This window comes from Shewanella sp. GD04112, from assembly GCF_029835735.1.
GTDB lineage: Bacteria > Pseudomonadota > Gammaproteobacteria > Enterobacterales > Shewanellaceae > Shewanella.
The window spans coordinates 3,989,093-4,004,646 of sequence record NZ_JAOEAL010000001.1 but is presented as its reverse complement, the minus strand read 5'-3'; the positions used below and the strand labels follow the sequence as shown (position 1 = coordinate 4,004,646).

16 protein-coding genes are annotated in these 15,554 nt (G+C 50.3%); 5 read left to right on the top strand and 11 right to left on the bottom strand.

All coding sequences use genetic code 11. The features are described from left to right. Positions 1-61 precede the first annotated feature (61 nt). The 6 genes from panB to sfsA form a co-directional block, all read right to left on the bottom strand. Positions 62-856, bottom strand: a complete 795-nt coding sequence (panB, locus tag N7386_RS17645) for a 3-methyl-2-oxobutanoate hydroxymethyltransferase (protein ID WP_086903779.1) — start codon at positions 854-856, stop codon at positions 62-64. A 56-nt stretch (positions 857-912) separates the two neighbouring features. After that, positions 913-1,401 carry a 2-amino-4-hydroxy-6-hydroxymethyldihydropteridine diphosphokinase gene (folK, locus tag N7386_RS17640; protein ID WP_220053814.1) on the bottom strand — a complete coding sequence of 163 codons (489 nt, stop codon included), beginning with the start codon at positions 1,399-1,401 and terminating at the stop codon, positions 913-915. Next, positions 1,401-2,708, bottom strand: a complete 1,308-nt coding sequence (locus N7386_RS17635) for a polynucleotide adenylyltransferase PcnB (RefSeq protein ID WP_258294297.1) — start codon at positions 2,706-2,708, stop codon at positions 1,401-1,403. The genes folK and N7386_RS17635 overlap by 1 nt, the downstream gene beginning before the upstream one ends. 281 nt (positions 2,709-2,989) lie before the next feature. Next, positions 2,990-3,886: a tRNA glutamyl-Q(34) synthetase GluQRS gene (gene gluQRS, locus N7386_RS17630; protein ID WP_279771058.1), complete on the bottom strand. Its 897-nt coding sequence runs from the start codon at positions 3,884-3,886 to the stop codon at positions 2,990-2,992. 139 nt (positions 3,887-4,025) lie between these two features. Continuing rightward, complete coding sequence (gene dksA, locus N7386_RS17625; protein WP_011718198.1) at positions 4,026-4,469, bottom strand: RNA polymerase-binding protein DksA; 444 nt, start codon at positions 4,467-4,469, stop codon at positions 4,026-4,028. Between the two features lie 162 nt (positions 4,470-4,631). Then, on the bottom strand, positions 4,632-5,336 hold the full coding sequence (gene sfsA, locus N7386_RS17620) for a DNA/RNA nuclease SfsA (protein ID WP_279770038.1): 705 nt from the start codon (positions 5,334-5,336) through the stop codon (positions 4,632-4,634). A 231-nt stretch (positions 5,337-5,567) separates the two neighbouring features. On the opposite strand from sfsA, the gene pepB reads away from it, so the two are divergent. Together pepB and N7386_RS17610 are read left to right on the top strand one after the other, a co-directional pair. Continuing rightward, a complete protein-coding gene (pepB, locus tag N7386_RS17615) occupies positions 5,568-6,860 on the top strand; it encodes an aminopeptidase PepB (RefSeq protein WP_279770036.1) in 1,293 nt (430 codons plus the stop codon). A 211-nt stretch (positions 6,861-7,071) separates the two neighbouring features. Further along, positions 7,072-7,584 (top strand): GNAT family N-acetyltransferase, encoded by a 513-nt coding sequence (locus N7386_RS17610; RefSeq protein WP_089068892.1) that lies wholly within the window; start codon positions 7,072-7,074, stop codon positions 7,582-7,584. Between the two features lie 590 nt (positions 7,585-8,174). On the opposite strand, the gene N7386_RS17605 is transcribed toward N7386_RS17610, so the two are convergent. From N7386_RS17605 to N7386_RS17595, 3 genes are all read right to left on the bottom strand, one after another. After that, positions 8,175-9,062 (bottom strand): phosphoribulokinase, encoded by an 888-nt coding sequence (locus N7386_RS17605; RefSeq protein ID WP_011071167.1) that lies wholly within the window; start codon positions 9,060-9,062, stop codon positions 8,175-8,177. 88 nt (positions 9,063-9,150) lie between these two features. Continuing rightward, entirely contained in the window at positions 9,151-9,396 is a 246-nt protein-coding gene (locus N7386_RS17600; RefSeq protein WP_011621531.1) for a YheU family protein, read from the bottom strand. 9 nt (positions 9,397-9,405) lie between these two features. After that, entirely contained in the window at positions 9,406-10,389 is a 984-nt protein-coding gene (locus tag N7386_RS17595) for a hydrolase (RefSeq protein WP_089067026.1), read from the bottom strand. A gap of 111 nt (positions 10,390-10,500) precedes the next feature. Between N7386_RS17595 and N7386_RS17590 the strand changes: the two genes are divergently transcribed. Genes N7386_RS17590 through N7386_RS17580 form a run of 3 tightly spaced genes read left to right on the top strand, consistent with a single transcriptional unit; the run spans position 10,501 to position 13,078 of the window. Then, positions 10,501-11,007, top strand: coding sequence for a TAT leader-containing periplasmic protein (locus N7386_RS17590; RefSeq protein WP_089067027.1), 507 nt, complete (start codon positions 10,501-10,503; stop codon positions 11,005-11,007). A 46-nt stretch (positions 11,008-11,053) separates the two neighbouring features. Further along, entirely contained in the window at positions 11,054-12,655 is a 1,602-nt protein-coding gene (locus N7386_RS17585) for a GMC family oxidoreductase (RefSeq protein ID WP_279770033.1), read from the top strand. A gap of 12 nt (positions 12,656-12,667) precedes the next feature. Further along, positions 12,668-13,078 carry a GFA family protein gene (locus N7386_RS17580; protein WP_279770031.1) on the top strand — a complete coding sequence of 137 codons (411 nt, stop codon included), beginning with the start codon at positions 12,668-12,670 and terminating at the stop codon, positions 13,076-13,078. Between the two features lie 16 nt (positions 13,079-13,094). Here N7386_RS17580 and N7386_RS17575 read toward each other — a convergent pair whose 3' ends face one another. After that, a complete protein-coding gene (locus N7386_RS17575) occupies positions 13,095-13,556 on the bottom strand; it encodes a DUF2390 domain-containing protein (protein ID WP_279770029.1) in 462 nt (153 codons plus the stop codon). Positions 13,557-13,590: 34 nt separating this feature from the next. Continuing rightward, entirely contained in the window at positions 13,591-15,504 is a 1,914-nt protein-coding gene (locus N7386_RS17570; RefSeq protein ID WP_279770027.1) for an ABC transporter ATP-binding protein, read from the bottom strand. Between the last annotated feature and the right edge of the window lie 50 nt (positions 15,505-15,554).

Genomic DNA, 15,554 nt, shown 5'->3' with positions numbered 1-15,554 from the left:
TAAAACTTGAAATAGTCGTCTGTGTGCTTAGCACTATTTAGCTCAATGAGTGCTAGCACGCTTAGTTAAACGTGTGATCAGCACTTGGGAAGGTGCCATTGGCCACTTCTTCAATATAAGCGCGTACCGCCGAGCGGATTTCACCGGTTTGCTTAAGGTAGTTCTTTGAAAAACGTGGAATATAACCACTCGAAATACCGAGCACGTCGTGCATTACCAGGATCTGACCATCTGTCGTGGCGCCTGCGCCGATGCCGATCACAGGGATAGTTAATGCTTGAGTGATGGCGGTGGCGAGTGATGCCGGAATACATTCAACTACTAACAGCTGCGCGCCTGCGGCTTCTAAGGCTTTGGCTTCATCGAGAATGCGCTGGGCATTTTCAGCATCGCGGCCTTGTACTTTAAAGCCACCAAAAACGTGTACCGATTGCGGGGTGAGGCCCAAGTGGGCGCAGACAGGAATACCGCGCTCGGTCAGTTTAGTCACGGTTTCGAGTAACCAGTGACCGCCTTCCAGCTTGACCATATTAGCACCCGCCTGCATCAGTGCAGTGGCGTTTTCCATGGCTTGTTCTGGCGTGGCGTAACTCATAAATGGCATGTCGGCGATCAGTAGTGAGCGCTCGATACCGCGACGCACACAACGCGTGTGGTAGGCGATTTCGGCTGTCGTGACGGGCAGCGTATCATCGTGGCCTTGCAGAACCATTCCCAAAGAATCGCCGACCAGTAGCACATCGATGCCTTCGCCGTCGAACGCACTGGCAAAGCTGGCATCATAGGCTGTCAGAGCGGTGAATTTTCTACCTTCCTGTTTGTATTTCAACAGGGTTGAGCTAGTAACTTTAGACATATGGGTGATCTTCAAACCAAATAGAAGTGGTGTTATAAGCTAACTGGGGGCTGACTTCAATGATCATTGCCCAGTAGTTGTAACTCGGCCAAGAATTTTTCACTGATAAGGCTGCGTAGCGGCGTTTTACAGGGTAACACCAGATCCGGTGCTATGGCCGCCAAGGGCACTAGCACAAAACTACGCTCCTTCATGCCGTAGTGCGGCACTTTGAGTCTGGGCTCATCGATAATGGCATCGCCATATAAGAGTAAGTCGAGATCTAAGGTTCTGGGGCCCCAACGTTCTTTACGGACGCGGCCCTGAGTGTTTTCAATCTCTTGCAGTGCATCTAACAGGTCGATGGGCGCCAGAGAGGTCTCAAAGCTGGCAACGGCATTGATATAGTCGGGTTGCACTACGTCCCCCATGGGGGCGGAGCCGTAATAGGGCGATACCTTGAGGCTTTGATTTTCAGCTAAGGCGGACAAGGCCGCAACGGCATTGTCCAGCTGAGCTTTAGGATCTTCAAGATTAGCCCCGAGGGCGACAAAAACCTGAGTCATTATTCGGCGGCTTTGGCTTTCGCGGCACTCGGGCGACGGCGACGGCGCTGTGGTGAATTGCGGTTACGGTTACCCGCCGCTTTGTTACCACTGCGGGCGATATTCAAACGCTCGGTCTCATCCGCTTCAACAAACTGTTGCCACCATGCTGCACTCTTGGCGACATTGCCACCTTCGACTTCGCCGCGCAGTAACAGCAAGTCGTAGGCCGCTCTAAATTTAGGGTGCTCTAGTAGTTTAAAGGCGCGAGTGCCTTGGCTGCGATCGAAGCGTAATTGCAATTGCCAGATGTCTTTGGCAGGCGTGCTAAACCGGCGCGGAATACTGATGGTTTGGCATTGCTGCTCAATCACATCACCCATGGCGGCAAAAAACGCATCGTATAAGGTCAGGCCGCTCTCGACCGCAATATCTTCGGCGCGTTGGCGTAGTGGATACCAGAGGATCGCCGCATAGAAGAAGGACGGAGTGACAGGTTTATCTTCGTTCACGCGCGCGTCCGTGCTCTTCATGATGGCTTGCACCATCTTCATCGCAGGGCCTTTAGGCGCATCTTTTAATTGGGCGTCGACTTGCGGGAAGAGCGGTGCGAACAGCTTATATTCCTGCATCATCTCAAAATTGGCCATGGCTTTGCCGGCGAAGAAGAGTTTGAGCACTTCTTCATACATGCGGGCGGCCGGAATATCCTTGAGCAGTGGTGCTAACTGTTTGATAGGTTTAGCGGTCACTTCATCAATCGCCATGCTGAGCTTAGTGGCAAAACGCACAGCCCTGAGCATACGCACTGGATCTTCACGGTAACGGGTTTCGGGATCGCCAATCAGCCTTAAGGTGCCCGCCTTAAGATCTTCCATACCGCCGCCATAGCTGCGGATAGAGTAGTCGCTGATATCGTAGTAAAGGGCGTTGACGGTAAAATCGCGGCGCTCTGCGTCTTCATCGATTTCGCCATACACGTTATCCCTGAGCAAACGCCCTTCGGCATTGGCTTTAGAAATCTTTTCATTGCTGTCGCCATGGTGGCCACGGAAGGTGGCCACTTCAATCACATCGCGGCCAAACACAATATGGGCGAGGCGGAAGCGGCGTCCGACTACGCGGCAATTGCGAAACAGCTTTTTAATTTCTTCCGGCGTCGCATTAGTAACCACGTCGAAGTCTTTCGGTTCGAGTCCGAGGAGTAAATCCCGTACGCCCCCACCGACTAAATAGGCCTGAAAACCTGATTTATTCAATCGGTATAATACCTTAAGTGCGTTTTCGCTGATCTGCTTGCGGGAAATCGAATGCGCATCCCGAGGCACGAGCGACAAGCTTAAGCCGCCTGAAGTGAGTTCTGGCGTTTGGGGTTCAATCTGAGCTGGAGTCGGAGCGGTCGTTTTAGGCGCGTCTTCAAATAGCTGCTTGCAGAATTGGCTGATACGGCGAAAAATGGGACACCTCGGAATGTATCTGTTATGTGATTAAAAATCTGGCGGCTATGATATACCAATTGCGCACCGATGGGTATATCGCGATTTTTGAGCTATGCCACGACTTAGCACAGCTAAAATGATGCTTTTTGGCCGCAACTCGCCCCACGGGGTTAAGGCGCTATCAAGATTTCCCGCTGTTTCGGAATGGCCGACAGTTGAAACTGCGCTACCGCTTGAGCCAGCATTTGCGGCGCCGTTGTAGGCTCCACTGGCGCTTGGCCTAAAAAGGCGAGGGCGGCATTAAGGCTCGCCTGTGGATGCTGTTTATCGATAGCCTGCGCATGGTTTTGTTTCGATAGCTTAAATCCCGGCGTCAAGCAGGCTAAGGGTAAGTGCAACCACTGCGGCGCGCTTAGGCCAAAGGTCTGATACAGGCTTAATTGGCGACAACTGGCTTCGATTAAATCATAGCCCCGTACTACTTCGGTAATGCCTTGATAGGCATCATCCAGCACCACTGCCAGTTGATAGGCATACAGGCCATCGCTGCGTTTGATAATAAAATCTTCCGCGGCAAAGGCATGGTCCACTACGACTTTTCCCATCAGGTTATCGCTAAATTCGGCGACGTGTTGTCGATTTACAATGCGGATTGCACCCGATTGATGTGGTGTGGCTAACTGATGGCAGCGACCATCGTAAATCCCGCCCATGGCTTGGATCTGTTTACGACTACACTGGCAAAAGTAGGCATTATCTTCGGCGAGTAACTTGTCTAGCTTGGCTTGATAGGCCTCGGTGCGCGCACTCTGGTACAGCACAGTGTCATCCCATTCGAAACCGTATGCTTCTAAGGTACGTAAAATATCATCGGCTGCGCCCGCAACTTCCCGCGGTGGATCAATATCTTCAACGCGAATTAACCACTTTCCCCCTAATGAGCGTGCCCGCAGATAACTGCCTAGGGCGGCGATAAGTGAGCCAAAATGCAGTGCGCCCGAGGGCGAAGGGGCAAAACGGCCAACATAGGGTTGCAAAGTAGAAGTGTTGGAAGAGTGAGTCGCCATCATAGGAATGTGCAGGAATAACCAGTCAAAGTGGCTGTATTTTAGGGGGATACGAACAAAAAAGCGAAGTGAAACGAGAGGATGTTAATGCAAGACGCACAAGCAAGTAGGCGGGGAAATCCCCGCCCGAGATGGCCGATTAACCCGCCATTTGCTTCTCTTTGATCTCTGCAAGCGTTTTACAGTCGATACATTGATCGGCCGTTGGACGCGCTTCGAGACGGCGAATACCGATTTCGATACCGCAGGTTTCACAGAAGCCAAAATCGTCTTCTTCGATTTTTTGCAGGGTTTTCTCGATCTTCTTGATCAGTTTACGTTCTCTGTCACGGGCACGCAGTTCGAGACTGAACTCTTCTTCTTGCGCTGCACGGTCTACAGGATCAGGAAAGTTTGCTGCTTCGTCCTGCATGTGACTCAGAGTACGGTCGACTTCCTCACGCAACTGATTGCGCCAAGCTTCAAGAATGATCTTGAAGTGACCCAGTTGCTTAGCGTTCATATACTCCTCACCCGGCTTTTCCTGGTAGGGACTTACACCTGCGATAGCGAGTACGCCAAGTTTTTTGGTGCCTTCAGGCATAACGCATCTCCTGTCATCATTTGCGTTGTAGGGCGTCCTTAAGAACGGCCGCTATCTATATCAGAATCTTCACATTGAGGCAAATTTTTCATTTCACCTTGGCAGAATTTTTTGATTGCCTTCGCTAATTGAAATGAAAATGCATTTTACTGAATCTTAACATCATACCCGGACTGGACAAGCGTGGGCTAGATGTATCTCACTGGCAGAAATCTCACAGCGATAAGCTAGGACTTCTACTCCCGATAAAACAGCCTTTTTCAACAGGTTAGCATATTCTGGGTCGATATGTGCCGCGGGGGCCACGCTGTGGATGTCTGTGTGTTGCACGACAAATAGCAAGACGGCTCTATGCCCAAGGCTGGCCATGTGCATTAATTCCCGCAGATGTTTTTGGCCGCGAAGACTCACCGCATCGGGGAAATAACCTTGGCCATCCTCAAGCAAAGTACAACTTTTGACTTCAATATAACAGGCGGGTTTTTGAGCAGCCTCAAGCAAGATATCGATGCGGCTGTTTTCATCGCCGTACTTCACTTCGCGGCTTAAGCTGTCGTAGCCTGTAAGTTCGGTGATGACACCTTTATTAAGCGCTTCCTCGACTATGGCGTTGGCATTGCCCGAATGAATGCCGATAAGGCCACCCGTTGGCGTGGTCATCAACTCCCATGTATGGGCATATTTACGTTTAGGATTATTAGAAGTCGAAAACCATACGGTTTCACCGGGGAACAGGCAGTTACGCATTGAACCGGTATTAGGGCAATGCAGGGTGATTTCAGTGCCGTCTTCGAGTTGAACATCGGCGAGAAAACGTTTGTAGCGCTGGAGCAATTTTCCCGATTTCAGTGCTGGACTAAAGTGCATGCTATAACCTGTAGCGAGGTGATTTGGGCGCCCAAGACTAACAAATTTCGCAAATGTTTACAGATTTTACCTCGGTAACTTAGGCCGATGGCTTTCAGTCCTTGCCTGCTAGCAGTAAACTGCCGCCAACCCCGTTGTACTTTGTATACCCCAAAAGCCTGAGGATGCAGGACCTCTCACCTCAACTTGCATGGGGATAAGCGCAAGAACAAATTAAAATAAGGACCCCTCATGAGTGAACTTAAAGTGACTGAAGTGATGAGAGTTGAGTTAACCAAAGATACCCCTGCCGTCCATTGGGGCAAAGCCGATGTGACCTTCAATGCCGAAGGCGCATTAGTCCACTTAGGTGGTGGCGATGAGCTGCGCCAAATTCAAATGGCGGCGCGTAAGTTACGCAATCAAGGGATCAGCACTGTCGCCCTAGCAGGATCTCTTTGGGATCTGAATAGCCAATGGGTTTTCGCCCAAGGTTTTGCCACAGCCAAACCCGGTTACAAGATCCAATGGCGTGGCGATGACGCAGTACAAGCCGAGTTACAACGTCGCTTAGAAGTGGCGACATTTGCCCGCCAACTGATCAATGATACTCCTGAAAATCTGTCTCCGGTGAAACTGGCGCAGCAAGCGGCCAAATGGTTAGCCGAACTCGGTGGCGCTAAGGTGAGCTACCGTATTATTGAAGGCGAAGCATTATTAGAAGAGCAGTGGATTGGGATCCATGCCGTAGGCCGTGGCAGTGAGCGTCCACCAGCGATGTTAGAGCTAGACTTTAACCCGCTGTCAGCCGATGCCCCTGTATCTGTTGCCTTAGTGGGTAAAGGGATTACCTTCGACTCTGGCGGTTACAGCATTAAAGCCTCTGAAGGCATGCTGGGTATGAAGTGCGATATGGGCGGCGCCGCCACCGTGACGGCCGCTTTAGGTTTAGCGATTAAATCGGGTCTGAACAAACGCGTTAAGTTATTTCTCTGCTGCGCTGAAAACCTGATCAGCGGCCGTGCCTATAAGCTGGGTGATATCCTCACCTACAAAAATGGCGTGACAGTTGAAGTGGTTAACACCGATGCCGAAGGGCGCTTAGTGCTGGCCGATGGCCTGCAAGCGGCTTCTGCGACGGGTGCTCCTTTTATTATCGACGCGGCAACCTTAACTGGCGCAGCTGTGATGGCGGTGGGCTCTAACTACAACGCGATTTTCTCGCCACAGACTGAAGTGTTACAACTGGCGCAGCAAAAAGCCTCGACAGTGGCCGAGCGTGTATGGCCATTGCCACTGGATCCTTGGCACAAGGACATGTGTCCATCGGCCTATGCTGACACCGCAAACAGCCGCCCTGTGAAAGGTGGTGGTGCTGGCGGCGCTTCTAATGCGGCGGGCTTCCTGTGGCGTTTCGTTTCGCCAGAAGCCAAGTGGTTACACGTGGATTTAGCGGCTGCCTTCGAAGATTCGGCTTCTGCACTATGGGGCGCTGGCGCGACTACCCACGGCGTGCTGACCATCAGCGAGCTGATTAAAGGCTAAGTTTGCCTTTGCGACTGCAGCTTGCCTTTGCGGCTTAGCTTGCGAGTAGCGCTTCTTATTGTATTAAAACCGCCTTCGGGCGGTTTTTTATTGCATAAAATTAAAGGGTGGGCAGTATGAGTCTTTATATGTTTATTTTATGATTCAGCGTATTAGCGGTTGGCTATGGTTATGGCCATAGCTAGGGCTAGGGCAATTTATCGGGATGACTATGCTAAGGATACGTAAGGCGACGCAATTAGATGCCAAGGCCTGCTGGGATATCCGCAATGCGGCGATTAATAAAGGCTGCGCCGGATTTTATTCTCAAGATGACTTACAGATTTGGACTCAGGGTGAATTGACTGAATCTTTTCGTCGTATGGTGGGCGCACATTTTTATGTGGCTGAAATCCTTAATGAAACAACCCAAGAACCGGCTGTGGTGGGCACCATCATGTTGGATGAACCCTATGCTCAAGTTGAGGCGCTGTTTGTCTCTCCCGAGGCGATGGGCTTAGGTGTTGGTAAGTCGTTACTGCAATTTATTGAAACAAAAGCGTTTAATCTCGGCCTTGCCCAATTGCGATTAGAGTCGACCTTAAATGCGGTCGAATTTTATCGCCGCTGTGGTTTTGGTGGTGAAGGCCTAGAGGAAGACGCCGTCTATTGCTCACCCCGCGGTATCGCCTTGGATTGTCGAGTGATGTACAAAAACTTAGGGCGCTTAACAGCTCGCAGTTAACTGGGCACAGATTGAAAATCTGGGGTGATAAAGCTTCGAAGGATTATTGAAGTTGAATGAACTGCTTAGACTTAATGCAAGATGGGTTGCTGGCACACCCAAGGGAATCAATAGATCAAGCATGGATGTGGAATTAACTACTACGACTAAAAGCTTTGATGGGGTTGCTGACATACTTGAGGGAATCAACAGATCAAGCATTTAGGTGGAATTAACTGCTAAGACTTAACGCAATATGGGGTTGCTGACATACTCAAGGGAATCAACAGATCAAGCGTGGATGTGGAATTAACAGCTAAGACTTAACGCAAGATGGGGTTGTTGGCACACCCAAGGGAATCAACAGATCAAGATAGATCAAGCGTGGATGTGGAATTCACTTCTAATACTTGTTTTGAAGGGTTGTTGGCACACCCAAGGGAATCAACAGATCAAGATGGGGGAATTAACTCCCAAGAGTATGCCAACTATCGTTCTTTCGCCTGAAATCCCGATGCCAACAAGATTAACTTCAATGGCTTAAATCAAGCTTAATCTATTGCTCAAAAAGGCTTTATTTCATTAGCCTTTAGTCAAACGTTAACTCTATCTCAGTTCGCCTGCGGGCTATTAAGCTGCTGGCGTTTTTCCATTAAATCTTTAATCAAGGGTGTGAGGATCAGCTCCATTGCGAGGGACATTTTGCCGCCCGGCACCACTAAAGTGTTGACCCGTGACATAAAGGAGCCTTGGATCATGCTCAAATAATAGGGGAAGTCGACGTTGTTGATGCCGCGAAAACGGATCACCACAAAGCTTTCATCTAGGCTTGGAATATCTTTGGCGCTAAAAGGGTTAGAGGTATCTACCGTCGGCACCCGTTGGAAGTTGATATGGGTACGGGAAAACTGTGGCGTCATATGCTTAATATAATCGTCCATGCTGCGCACGATTGAGCCCATGACTTTTTCGCGGCTATGACCTCGCTCCGAGGTGTCACGAATGATCTTTTGGATCCACTCTAAGTTAACGATAGGCACCATGCCGATCAGTAAATCCACATGCTGGGCCACGTTGGCATCGCCCGTGACTACGCCACCATGTAAGCCTTCGTAATACAACATATCGGTGTTTTCAGGCAGTGGACGCCATTGAGTGAAGGTGCCCGGCATTTGGTTAAAAGGCACAGCCTCATCGAAGGTATGTAAATAGCTGCGGGTTTCGCCTTGGCCCGTGGCGCCGTAATCGCGAAAGCATTGCTCTAGGCGGGCAAAGTTATTGGCCTCGGGGCCAAAGTAACTCAGATTGCGATTCTCAGCCTGGGATTTACGGATCATCACTTCCATCTCTGCGCGGGTATAGTGATGAAAACTATCGCCTTCAACAAAGGCGGCATTAATCCCTAGCTGGCGAAAGATATGGCTAAAGGCGGTTGTAGTTGTGGTGGTTCCTGCGCCGGATGAGCCTGTAACTGCAATAATCGGATGTTTTGCTGACATTTTTTCTACCTAGCTAGGAACCTAAAGAGCCGCTCATTGGGAGCGATAAACCGTATAAGCTATTTATACGGCACAGGGATACTGGTGGTCAATCTTGCCGTTTTGCCACTTGGTCGGCGTGGCGAATGGCAAAGGATTCATCGTCCTCGCTGTATTCCAAGACGAGTTTGCCTTGTTTAAGTGCTTGTTGGCATTGCACTATTGCGGCTGATAGTTCTTGCTCATCTAGGCTAGTAAAACTACCATCCTCCACTTGGCCTAACAGATATTCGCGGATCAAATTGGCTAACGTCTCTTTGGGAAGCTGGAGTAAAGCATCGTAGGGGATAAGCATTAGGGTTCCTTAAGGTGCCGATGAAGCATCATTGGCGAGTAAAAAGTCTAAAATGCGCCGCTCTAGATAATAGAGCGGCTTCCAAGGTGTACCGCCCTCAATAAAACCGACATGGCCGCCATGGGCGTGTAACTCATATTCCACATGCTCGGAAAGCTGGTTGGGATGTGGGATAACAGCATCCGTCATAAAGGGATCGTCCTTGGCGTGTAATATCAGCGTTGGCTTAGTGATGCACTTGATAAAGGGGAGACCACTGGCGCGGGCGTAGTAATCTTCAACGCCCAAAAATCCATGGAGTGGTGCGGTGACTTTATCGTCAAAGTCATAAAAAGTATTGAGATTAGCAACTTGCATAGGGCTCAATGCCATCACGCCTGCAAGATCGGGGTCAGCAAGCTTTTGATTGACCTTATGTTGTAACTGTTTGATTAAATGGCTTTGATAAACCTTGGAAAAACCATTTTCTAAGCGTTTGGCACAGGCCGATAATTGCAGCGGCGCCGACACAACCACGGCGCGACTCAACAGGCTATGCTCTTGATATTCGCCTTGATATTTGGTCAGCACATTGCCGCCTAAGCTGTAACCCACTGCTAATAAAGGTGATTGCGGGTACGTTTGTTGTAGCTGGCTTAGGCTAAACTGCAGGTCGTCGGTATCGCCACTGTGGTAGCTACGGGCGAGGCGATTGGTTTCCCCTGAGCAGCTTCTGTGGTGGTGAACCACAGCCGCTAATCCTTGCTCTTTACAGGCTTGCAGAATGCGTCTGGCATAATGGGACTGGGCACTGCCCTCTAACCCATGAATGATGACCACAATGGGTTTGCCGACTTGGGGCTTTGCTTGCCAATCTAAATCGATAAAATCGCCGTCGGGAAGCTCGAGTCGTTGTCGCTCAAGCACAGGTTTGGCCACTTTAGTGAAAACGGGCAGAATAGTTTGTACATGGGGACTTTTGGCCCACCAAGGCGGATTAAAAACGTTTGGCATGGGATCTTATCTTGATATCAACTATTGCTGAAAATTAAAACGTGTGTTTAATTTAGATTCGCGGTCATTGTAGCACAATAATTTAACACTTAGCGTCTTGGGGAGACATAGATGAATAGACGTACCTTTTTACTGGGCGCGTTTGCCGGTACGGCGGCGATTGCCTTGGGGGTAAATCTCTACTCTCCCGAATTCAGCCTCCCCGATGAAGGCGAAGGAAAAGACTATCGTTTGTTATTCGGAGTGTTGTTACCTGTGATGCTCGATGGGGCCTTGCCCGATGTGGCAACCCATAAGCTGGCGGCGCAAAATCGTACCTTAGATGCCATTAAGCATTCGATTGATGTCTTACCCGACGAGCAGCAGGCAGAGCTGTTCGAACTGCTGGATATGCTGGAAAATCGTCTCGGCTTACTGCTGCTAACCTCAAGTATGACGCCACTCTTGATGCGTTCACCCAGCGACTTAACACAAATGTTGGAAACCTGGCGCCACAGTTACTTTGCGTTATTGCAAACGGCTTATTTAGGCCTGCGGGAATTAGTGATGGCCAGTTATTACGCCTGTCCCGAGCATTGGAGCCGACTTCACTACGCCAAGCCTGAATTGTTCAAATAAGCTGAATTTATAATAATAACAATAATGTAAGAATGGAGTATTCCAAGTGGCAATCATAGATCCCATAGTGACAGGCTTAAATTCCGGTTGGTTACATACCGACGCCAGTCAACTGCGAGAGAACCAGCAATTTGAAGCCGATGTGGTAATTGTGGGTACGGGCGCAGGCGGCGGTGTGGCGGCGGAGATCCTTAGCCAAGCGGGGCTTAGTGTGATCATGATTGAAGCGGGGCCGCTTAAATCCTCTAGCGACTTTAATATGGAGGAGCGGGTCGCGTACCCTAATTTGTATCAACAGGCGGCCGCGATGAAAACCGCCGATAAGGCGATTGGTATTTTTCAAGGTCGCGCCGTGGGCGGCTCGACCACCATCAATTGGACCACCTCGATTCGTACTCCGAAGGAAGCCTTAGCCTTTTGGGCGCAGCATAAATCCGTTGCGGGTCTCGACCCCGACGCTCTGGCCCCTTGGTTCGAGCAGATGGAGCAGCGGCTTAATATTCACGAATGGAATTATGAACCTAACCGCAATAATGGCGCACTCAAGCAAGGCTGCATCAATCTAGGTTGGGATTACACCGTCATTAAGCGTAACGTGGCGGGCTGCTGGAATACTGGTTATTGCGGCATGGGGTGCCCAGTTAATGCCAAGCAGTCGATGTTAGTCACGACTATCCCGACCGCATTAGAGAAGGGCGCACAGCTTTTTAGCCGTGCCAAAGTCGTTAAGATTGAACACCATAATGGCCAAGTGTTTGCCCTCAAGGCGCAGGCGCTCGATGTTAATTTACGGCCGACGTCGGTCGAGCTGTTATTCAAAGCCAAACACTATATTTTAAGTGCTGGTGCTATCCACACGCCGACCTTAATGATGCGCTCCGAGGTGCCCGATCCCTATCAGCTGTTGGGCAAACGAACCTTTTTACATCCCACTGTGCTCTCGGGTGGCATCTTTGCCGATGCGATTAATGCCCACAGCGGTGCGCCACAATCTATCTATTCCGATGAATTCGTTTGGAAAAACGGTTCCGATGGCGAGTTAGGTTACAAGCTTGAGGTGCCGCCGGTGCATCCGATTTTGATCGCCTCTAAAACCTTAGGTTACGGCGTGAGCCACGCCGAATTGATGGCGCAATTTAATCAGCTACAGGTCACTATCGCCTTGATCCGCGATGGTTATCATCCCGATAGCCAAGGTGGGCAAGTGCATCTCACCTCGACGGGCTTTGCCTTGGATTATCCGCTCACCGAGGCCTTTTGGCGTGCGGCGCGGCGGGCGTATGCCAGCATGGCCGAATTGCAATTCTCGGCGGGGGCATTAAAAGTACTGCCCATCAGTGATGGTATGCCTTATCTGTCGTCATGGAAGGAGGCGAAAGAGAGCATTGCGCAAATGGATTTAGCGCCGCTGCGGACCATCGTCGCCTCGGCGCACGTGATGGGCGGCTGCCCCTTTGGCGAGGATGAAAAGCTCTCTATGGTGAATAGCTATGGTCAGTCACATTATCTGGATAATCTGTCGGTGATGGACGGTTCTATCTTCCCGACCAGCCTCGGGGCAAATCCGCAGCTGTCGATTTATGGCATTACCGCGCGCAATGCCACAGCGTTGGCGCAAAAGCTGACCGATGGCCGAGAGCCGCAATAGCGTGGAGTCTGTATGCAATCTATAGCATCCTTGGAGGGCGGCTGTTTATGTGGGGCGATTCGTTATCGGATTGAGGGCAAGCCCTTCGACGCCGATTATTGCCATTGTCGCATGTGCCAAAAAAGCATTGGGGCCGTATTTGGCGCCTGGATGGACTTTAAACTGCATCAGGTAACTTGGCTTAAGGGCAAAGTGACTGAGTTTGCTTCATCAGAGTGTGTGAGACGCGGTTTTTGTGCCCACTGCGGCTGCTCGCTGACCTACAGGCACACTGAATATCCCGACTATCTCACCCTGACGATTGTAAGCTTAGATGATCCTGAACTGGTGCAGCCTAATTACCATATTTACACCGATGAGCAACCAAGTTGGCTCAAGATTGAGGATAATTGCGTGCGTTATCCTCAGGCTCGGACTAAGTAAGCTAACGTTTGGTCTATTAAGGCGCGATAAAATTTAGCGAATTTACATCGGCTGCGGATAGGCCAAACAGGGTTAGGTAACTCACCAGGTTGGTTTGTACGCCAGTTGGCAATAATCCATTGACGGCATTTAAAATTGTGCGCTGCGCCTTACGTTCCATCATCAGCTCAACATCGAGCATTTGCTGGTATTCTTCTTCATTCAGGCTGGCCTTGGCGAGACGGCGCAAACGGCGATAGGGGGTAAGAAACTTTTCGTCCCACTCCCAAACAGCATTCACCAGCTGTTGCCATTGTTCGGTCGTATACTGTCGCGGACCCGCCACATCAAGCGTAAGATCTAAATATTGCGCCAGCAATAGTAAATTCACGTTCACTTGATTGTTATCCTGTAGCTCAAGGCAAAGTTGCTTATTTTGCCCGTAGCTCATGTCACACCAATGCCAAATTTGGCTGTCTAGCGGGGTTGCATCCGACATACGGCTTCCTTGTATGTTAGGCGATAGAGGGCAATTACTGCCCCATTAGCTCAAGTTCCATTGCATCTATTTCTTCTTGTAACTCAAGCCATTGCATTTCACTTTCTTCTAGCGCTTGTGTCAAGCTGGTACGCTCACTGAGTACCGAAGTTAGCTTGGCTTTGTTGTCTTGATCATATAATTCGCTATCGGCCAGTATATGCTCCAACTCGGCGAGACGCTCACTGAGCTTTTGCTGATCGGTTTCAAGCTTCGCCTGCTTGCGTTTAAGTGGTGACACCTTTTGGCGCAGCTCTGCCTCTAACCGCTTTTGCTGTTTCTTATCGACGGCGGGCTTGGCATCGTCACCATTTGCGGTGGAATTTGCACTAGCGGCCTTAGCGGCATCGAGTAACCATTGGTGGTAATCCTCTAAATCGCCATCGAAGGCCTGCACTTGGCCTTGATCAACCAGATAGTAATCGCTACAGGTTAAGCGCAGCAAGTGACGGTCGTGCGATACAATAACCATTGCGCCTTCAAAGGTTTGCAATGCCATGGTAAGCGCATGGCGCATCTCTAGATCTAAGTGGTTGGTCGGTTCGTCGAGCAGTAATAGGTTAGGACGCTGCCACACTAATAAGGCCAATACTAAACGCGCTTTCTCGCCACCCGAGAAGGGACGAACCGGCGAGAGCGCCATATCGCCATGGAAGCCAAAACCACCGAGGAAGTTACGTAACTCCTGCTCACGGGCATTTGGCGCTAGGCGCACCAGATGTTGCAGCGGCGTATCGTCTAGGCGTAAAAATTCGATTTGGTGCTGGGCAAAGTATCCGATATTCAGGCCGGGATTTGGCTCATACAATCCGGTCATCGGTGACAGTTGTCCCGATAACAGTTTGATTAATGTCGATTTACCCGCGCCGTTGCGCCCTAAGAGGCCAATACGGGCGCCGGGGACTAAGTTCAAATGCACTTTGCTGAGAATTTGCTTGTCGCCATAGCCCACTGCCACTTGTTCCATTTTAATCAATGGATTGGGCAGGGCTTCAGGTGGGCGAAACTCCATATAAAACGGGCTATCGGCCTGGGATGGCAACAGTTCAGTCATTCTTTCCAGCGCCTTTAAGCGGCTCTGCGCTTGCTTGGCTTTACTGGCCTTGTAGCGGAAGCGGTCGACGAAGGACTGCATATGCGCACGTTCTTTTTGCTGGCGCTCATAGGCGACCTGTTGCTGCGCCATACGTTCGGCACGGATGCGCTCAAAGGCACTGTAGTTACCTTTGTAATAATTGAGTTTTTGATTCTCGACATGGACGATTTCATCGACAATCTCATCGATAAAATCCCTATCGTGGCTGATTAAAATCAGCGTGCCTTGATAGGACTTAATCCACCCTTCGAGCCAGTACATGGTATCTAAGTCTAAGTGGTTGGTCGGTTCGTCGAGCAGCAGTAAGTCGGAGCGGCACAGCAACGCTTGGGCAAGGTTGAGGCGCATCCGCCAGCCCCCCGAAAAGCTTTTCACTGGGTTATTTTGCTCGGCTTCGCTAAAGCCTAAACCTGCCAGCAAGGCACCTGCGCGGGCGCGAATGGCGTAGCCGCCAATGGCATCGATTTTTCCGTGCAAGGTGGCAATGGCATGGCCATCATTGTGTTCTTGCGCGATATGCAAATCGGCCTCAAGCTGGCGATATTCTTTATCACCATCAAGTACATACTCAAGTGCAGAGACTTCCAACGCGGGTGTTTCTTGGGCTACGGTGGCGATTTGCCAACCCGAAGGCATACTAAACTCGCCTTTGTCTAAGCTTAGGTGACCCATAATTAATGCCAGCAGTGAGGACTTACCCGTGCCATTGGCGCCGACTAGGCCGACCTTATGGCCGGGATAGATGGTCAAAGAGGCTTCGTCGAGCAGGGTTTTGCTGCCACGGATTAATTGCGCTTGGTTGATGCTGATCATTAACTACAACTTGGTCATATCATGAATGAGTAAGGCAGTGATGATAACGT

Bases quoted from the DNA above. Each gene is read 5' to 3' on its own strand.
- panB (WP_086903779.1), bottom strand. From the start codon at position 856: ATGTCTAAAGTTACTAGCTCAACCCTGTTGAAATACAAACAGGAAGGT.
- folK (WP_220053814.1), bottom strand. From the start codon at position 1,401: ATGACTCAGGTTTTTGTCGCCCTCGGGGCTAATCTTGAAGATCCTAAA.
- gluQRS (WP_279771058.1), bottom strand. From the start codon at position 3,886: ATGGCGACTCACTCTTCCAACACTTCTACTTTGCAACCCTATGTTGGC.
- dksA (WP_011718198.1), bottom strand. From the start codon at position 4,469: ATGCCTGAAGGCACCAAAAAACTTGGCGTACTCGCTATCGCAGGTGTA.
- sfsA (WP_279770038.1), bottom strand. From the start codon at position 5,336: ATGCACTTTAGTCCAGCACTGAAATCGGGAAAATTGCTCCAGCGCTAC.
- pepB (WP_279770036.1), top strand. From the start codon at position 5,568: ATGAGTGAACTTAAAGTGACTGAAGTGATGAGAGTTGAGTTAACCAAA.
- N7386_RS17610 (WP_089068892.1), top strand. From the start codon at position 7,072: ATGCTAAGGATACGTAAGGCGACGCAATTAGATGCCAAGGCCTGCTGG.
- N7386_RS17605 (WP_011071167.1), bottom strand. From the start codon at position 9,062: ATGTCAGCAAAACATCCGATTATTGCAGTTACAGGCTCATCCGGCGCA.
- N7386_RS17600 (WP_011621531.1), bottom strand. From the start codon at position 9,396: ATGCTTATCCCCTACGATGCTTTACTCCAGCTTCCCAAAGAGACGTTA.
- N7386_RS17595 (WP_089067026.1), bottom strand. From the start codon at position 10,389: ATGCCAAACGTTTTTAATCCGCCTTGGTGGGCCAAAAGTCCCCATGTA.
- N7386_RS17590 (WP_089067027.1), top strand. From the start codon at position 10,501: ATGAATAGACGTACCTTTTTACTGGGCGCGTTTGCCGGTACGGCGGCG.
- N7386_RS17580 (WP_279770031.1), top strand. From the start codon at position 12,668: ATGCAATCTATAGCATCCTTGGAGGGCGGCTGTTTATGTGGGGCGATT.
- N7386_RS17575 (WP_279770029.1), bottom strand. From the start codon at position 13,556: ATGTCGGATGCAACCCCGCTAGACAGCCAAATTTGGCATTGGTGTGAC.
- N7386_RS17570 (WP_279770027.1), bottom strand. From the start codon at position 15,504: ATGATCAGCATCAACCAAGCGCAATTAATCCGTGGCAGCAAAACCCTG.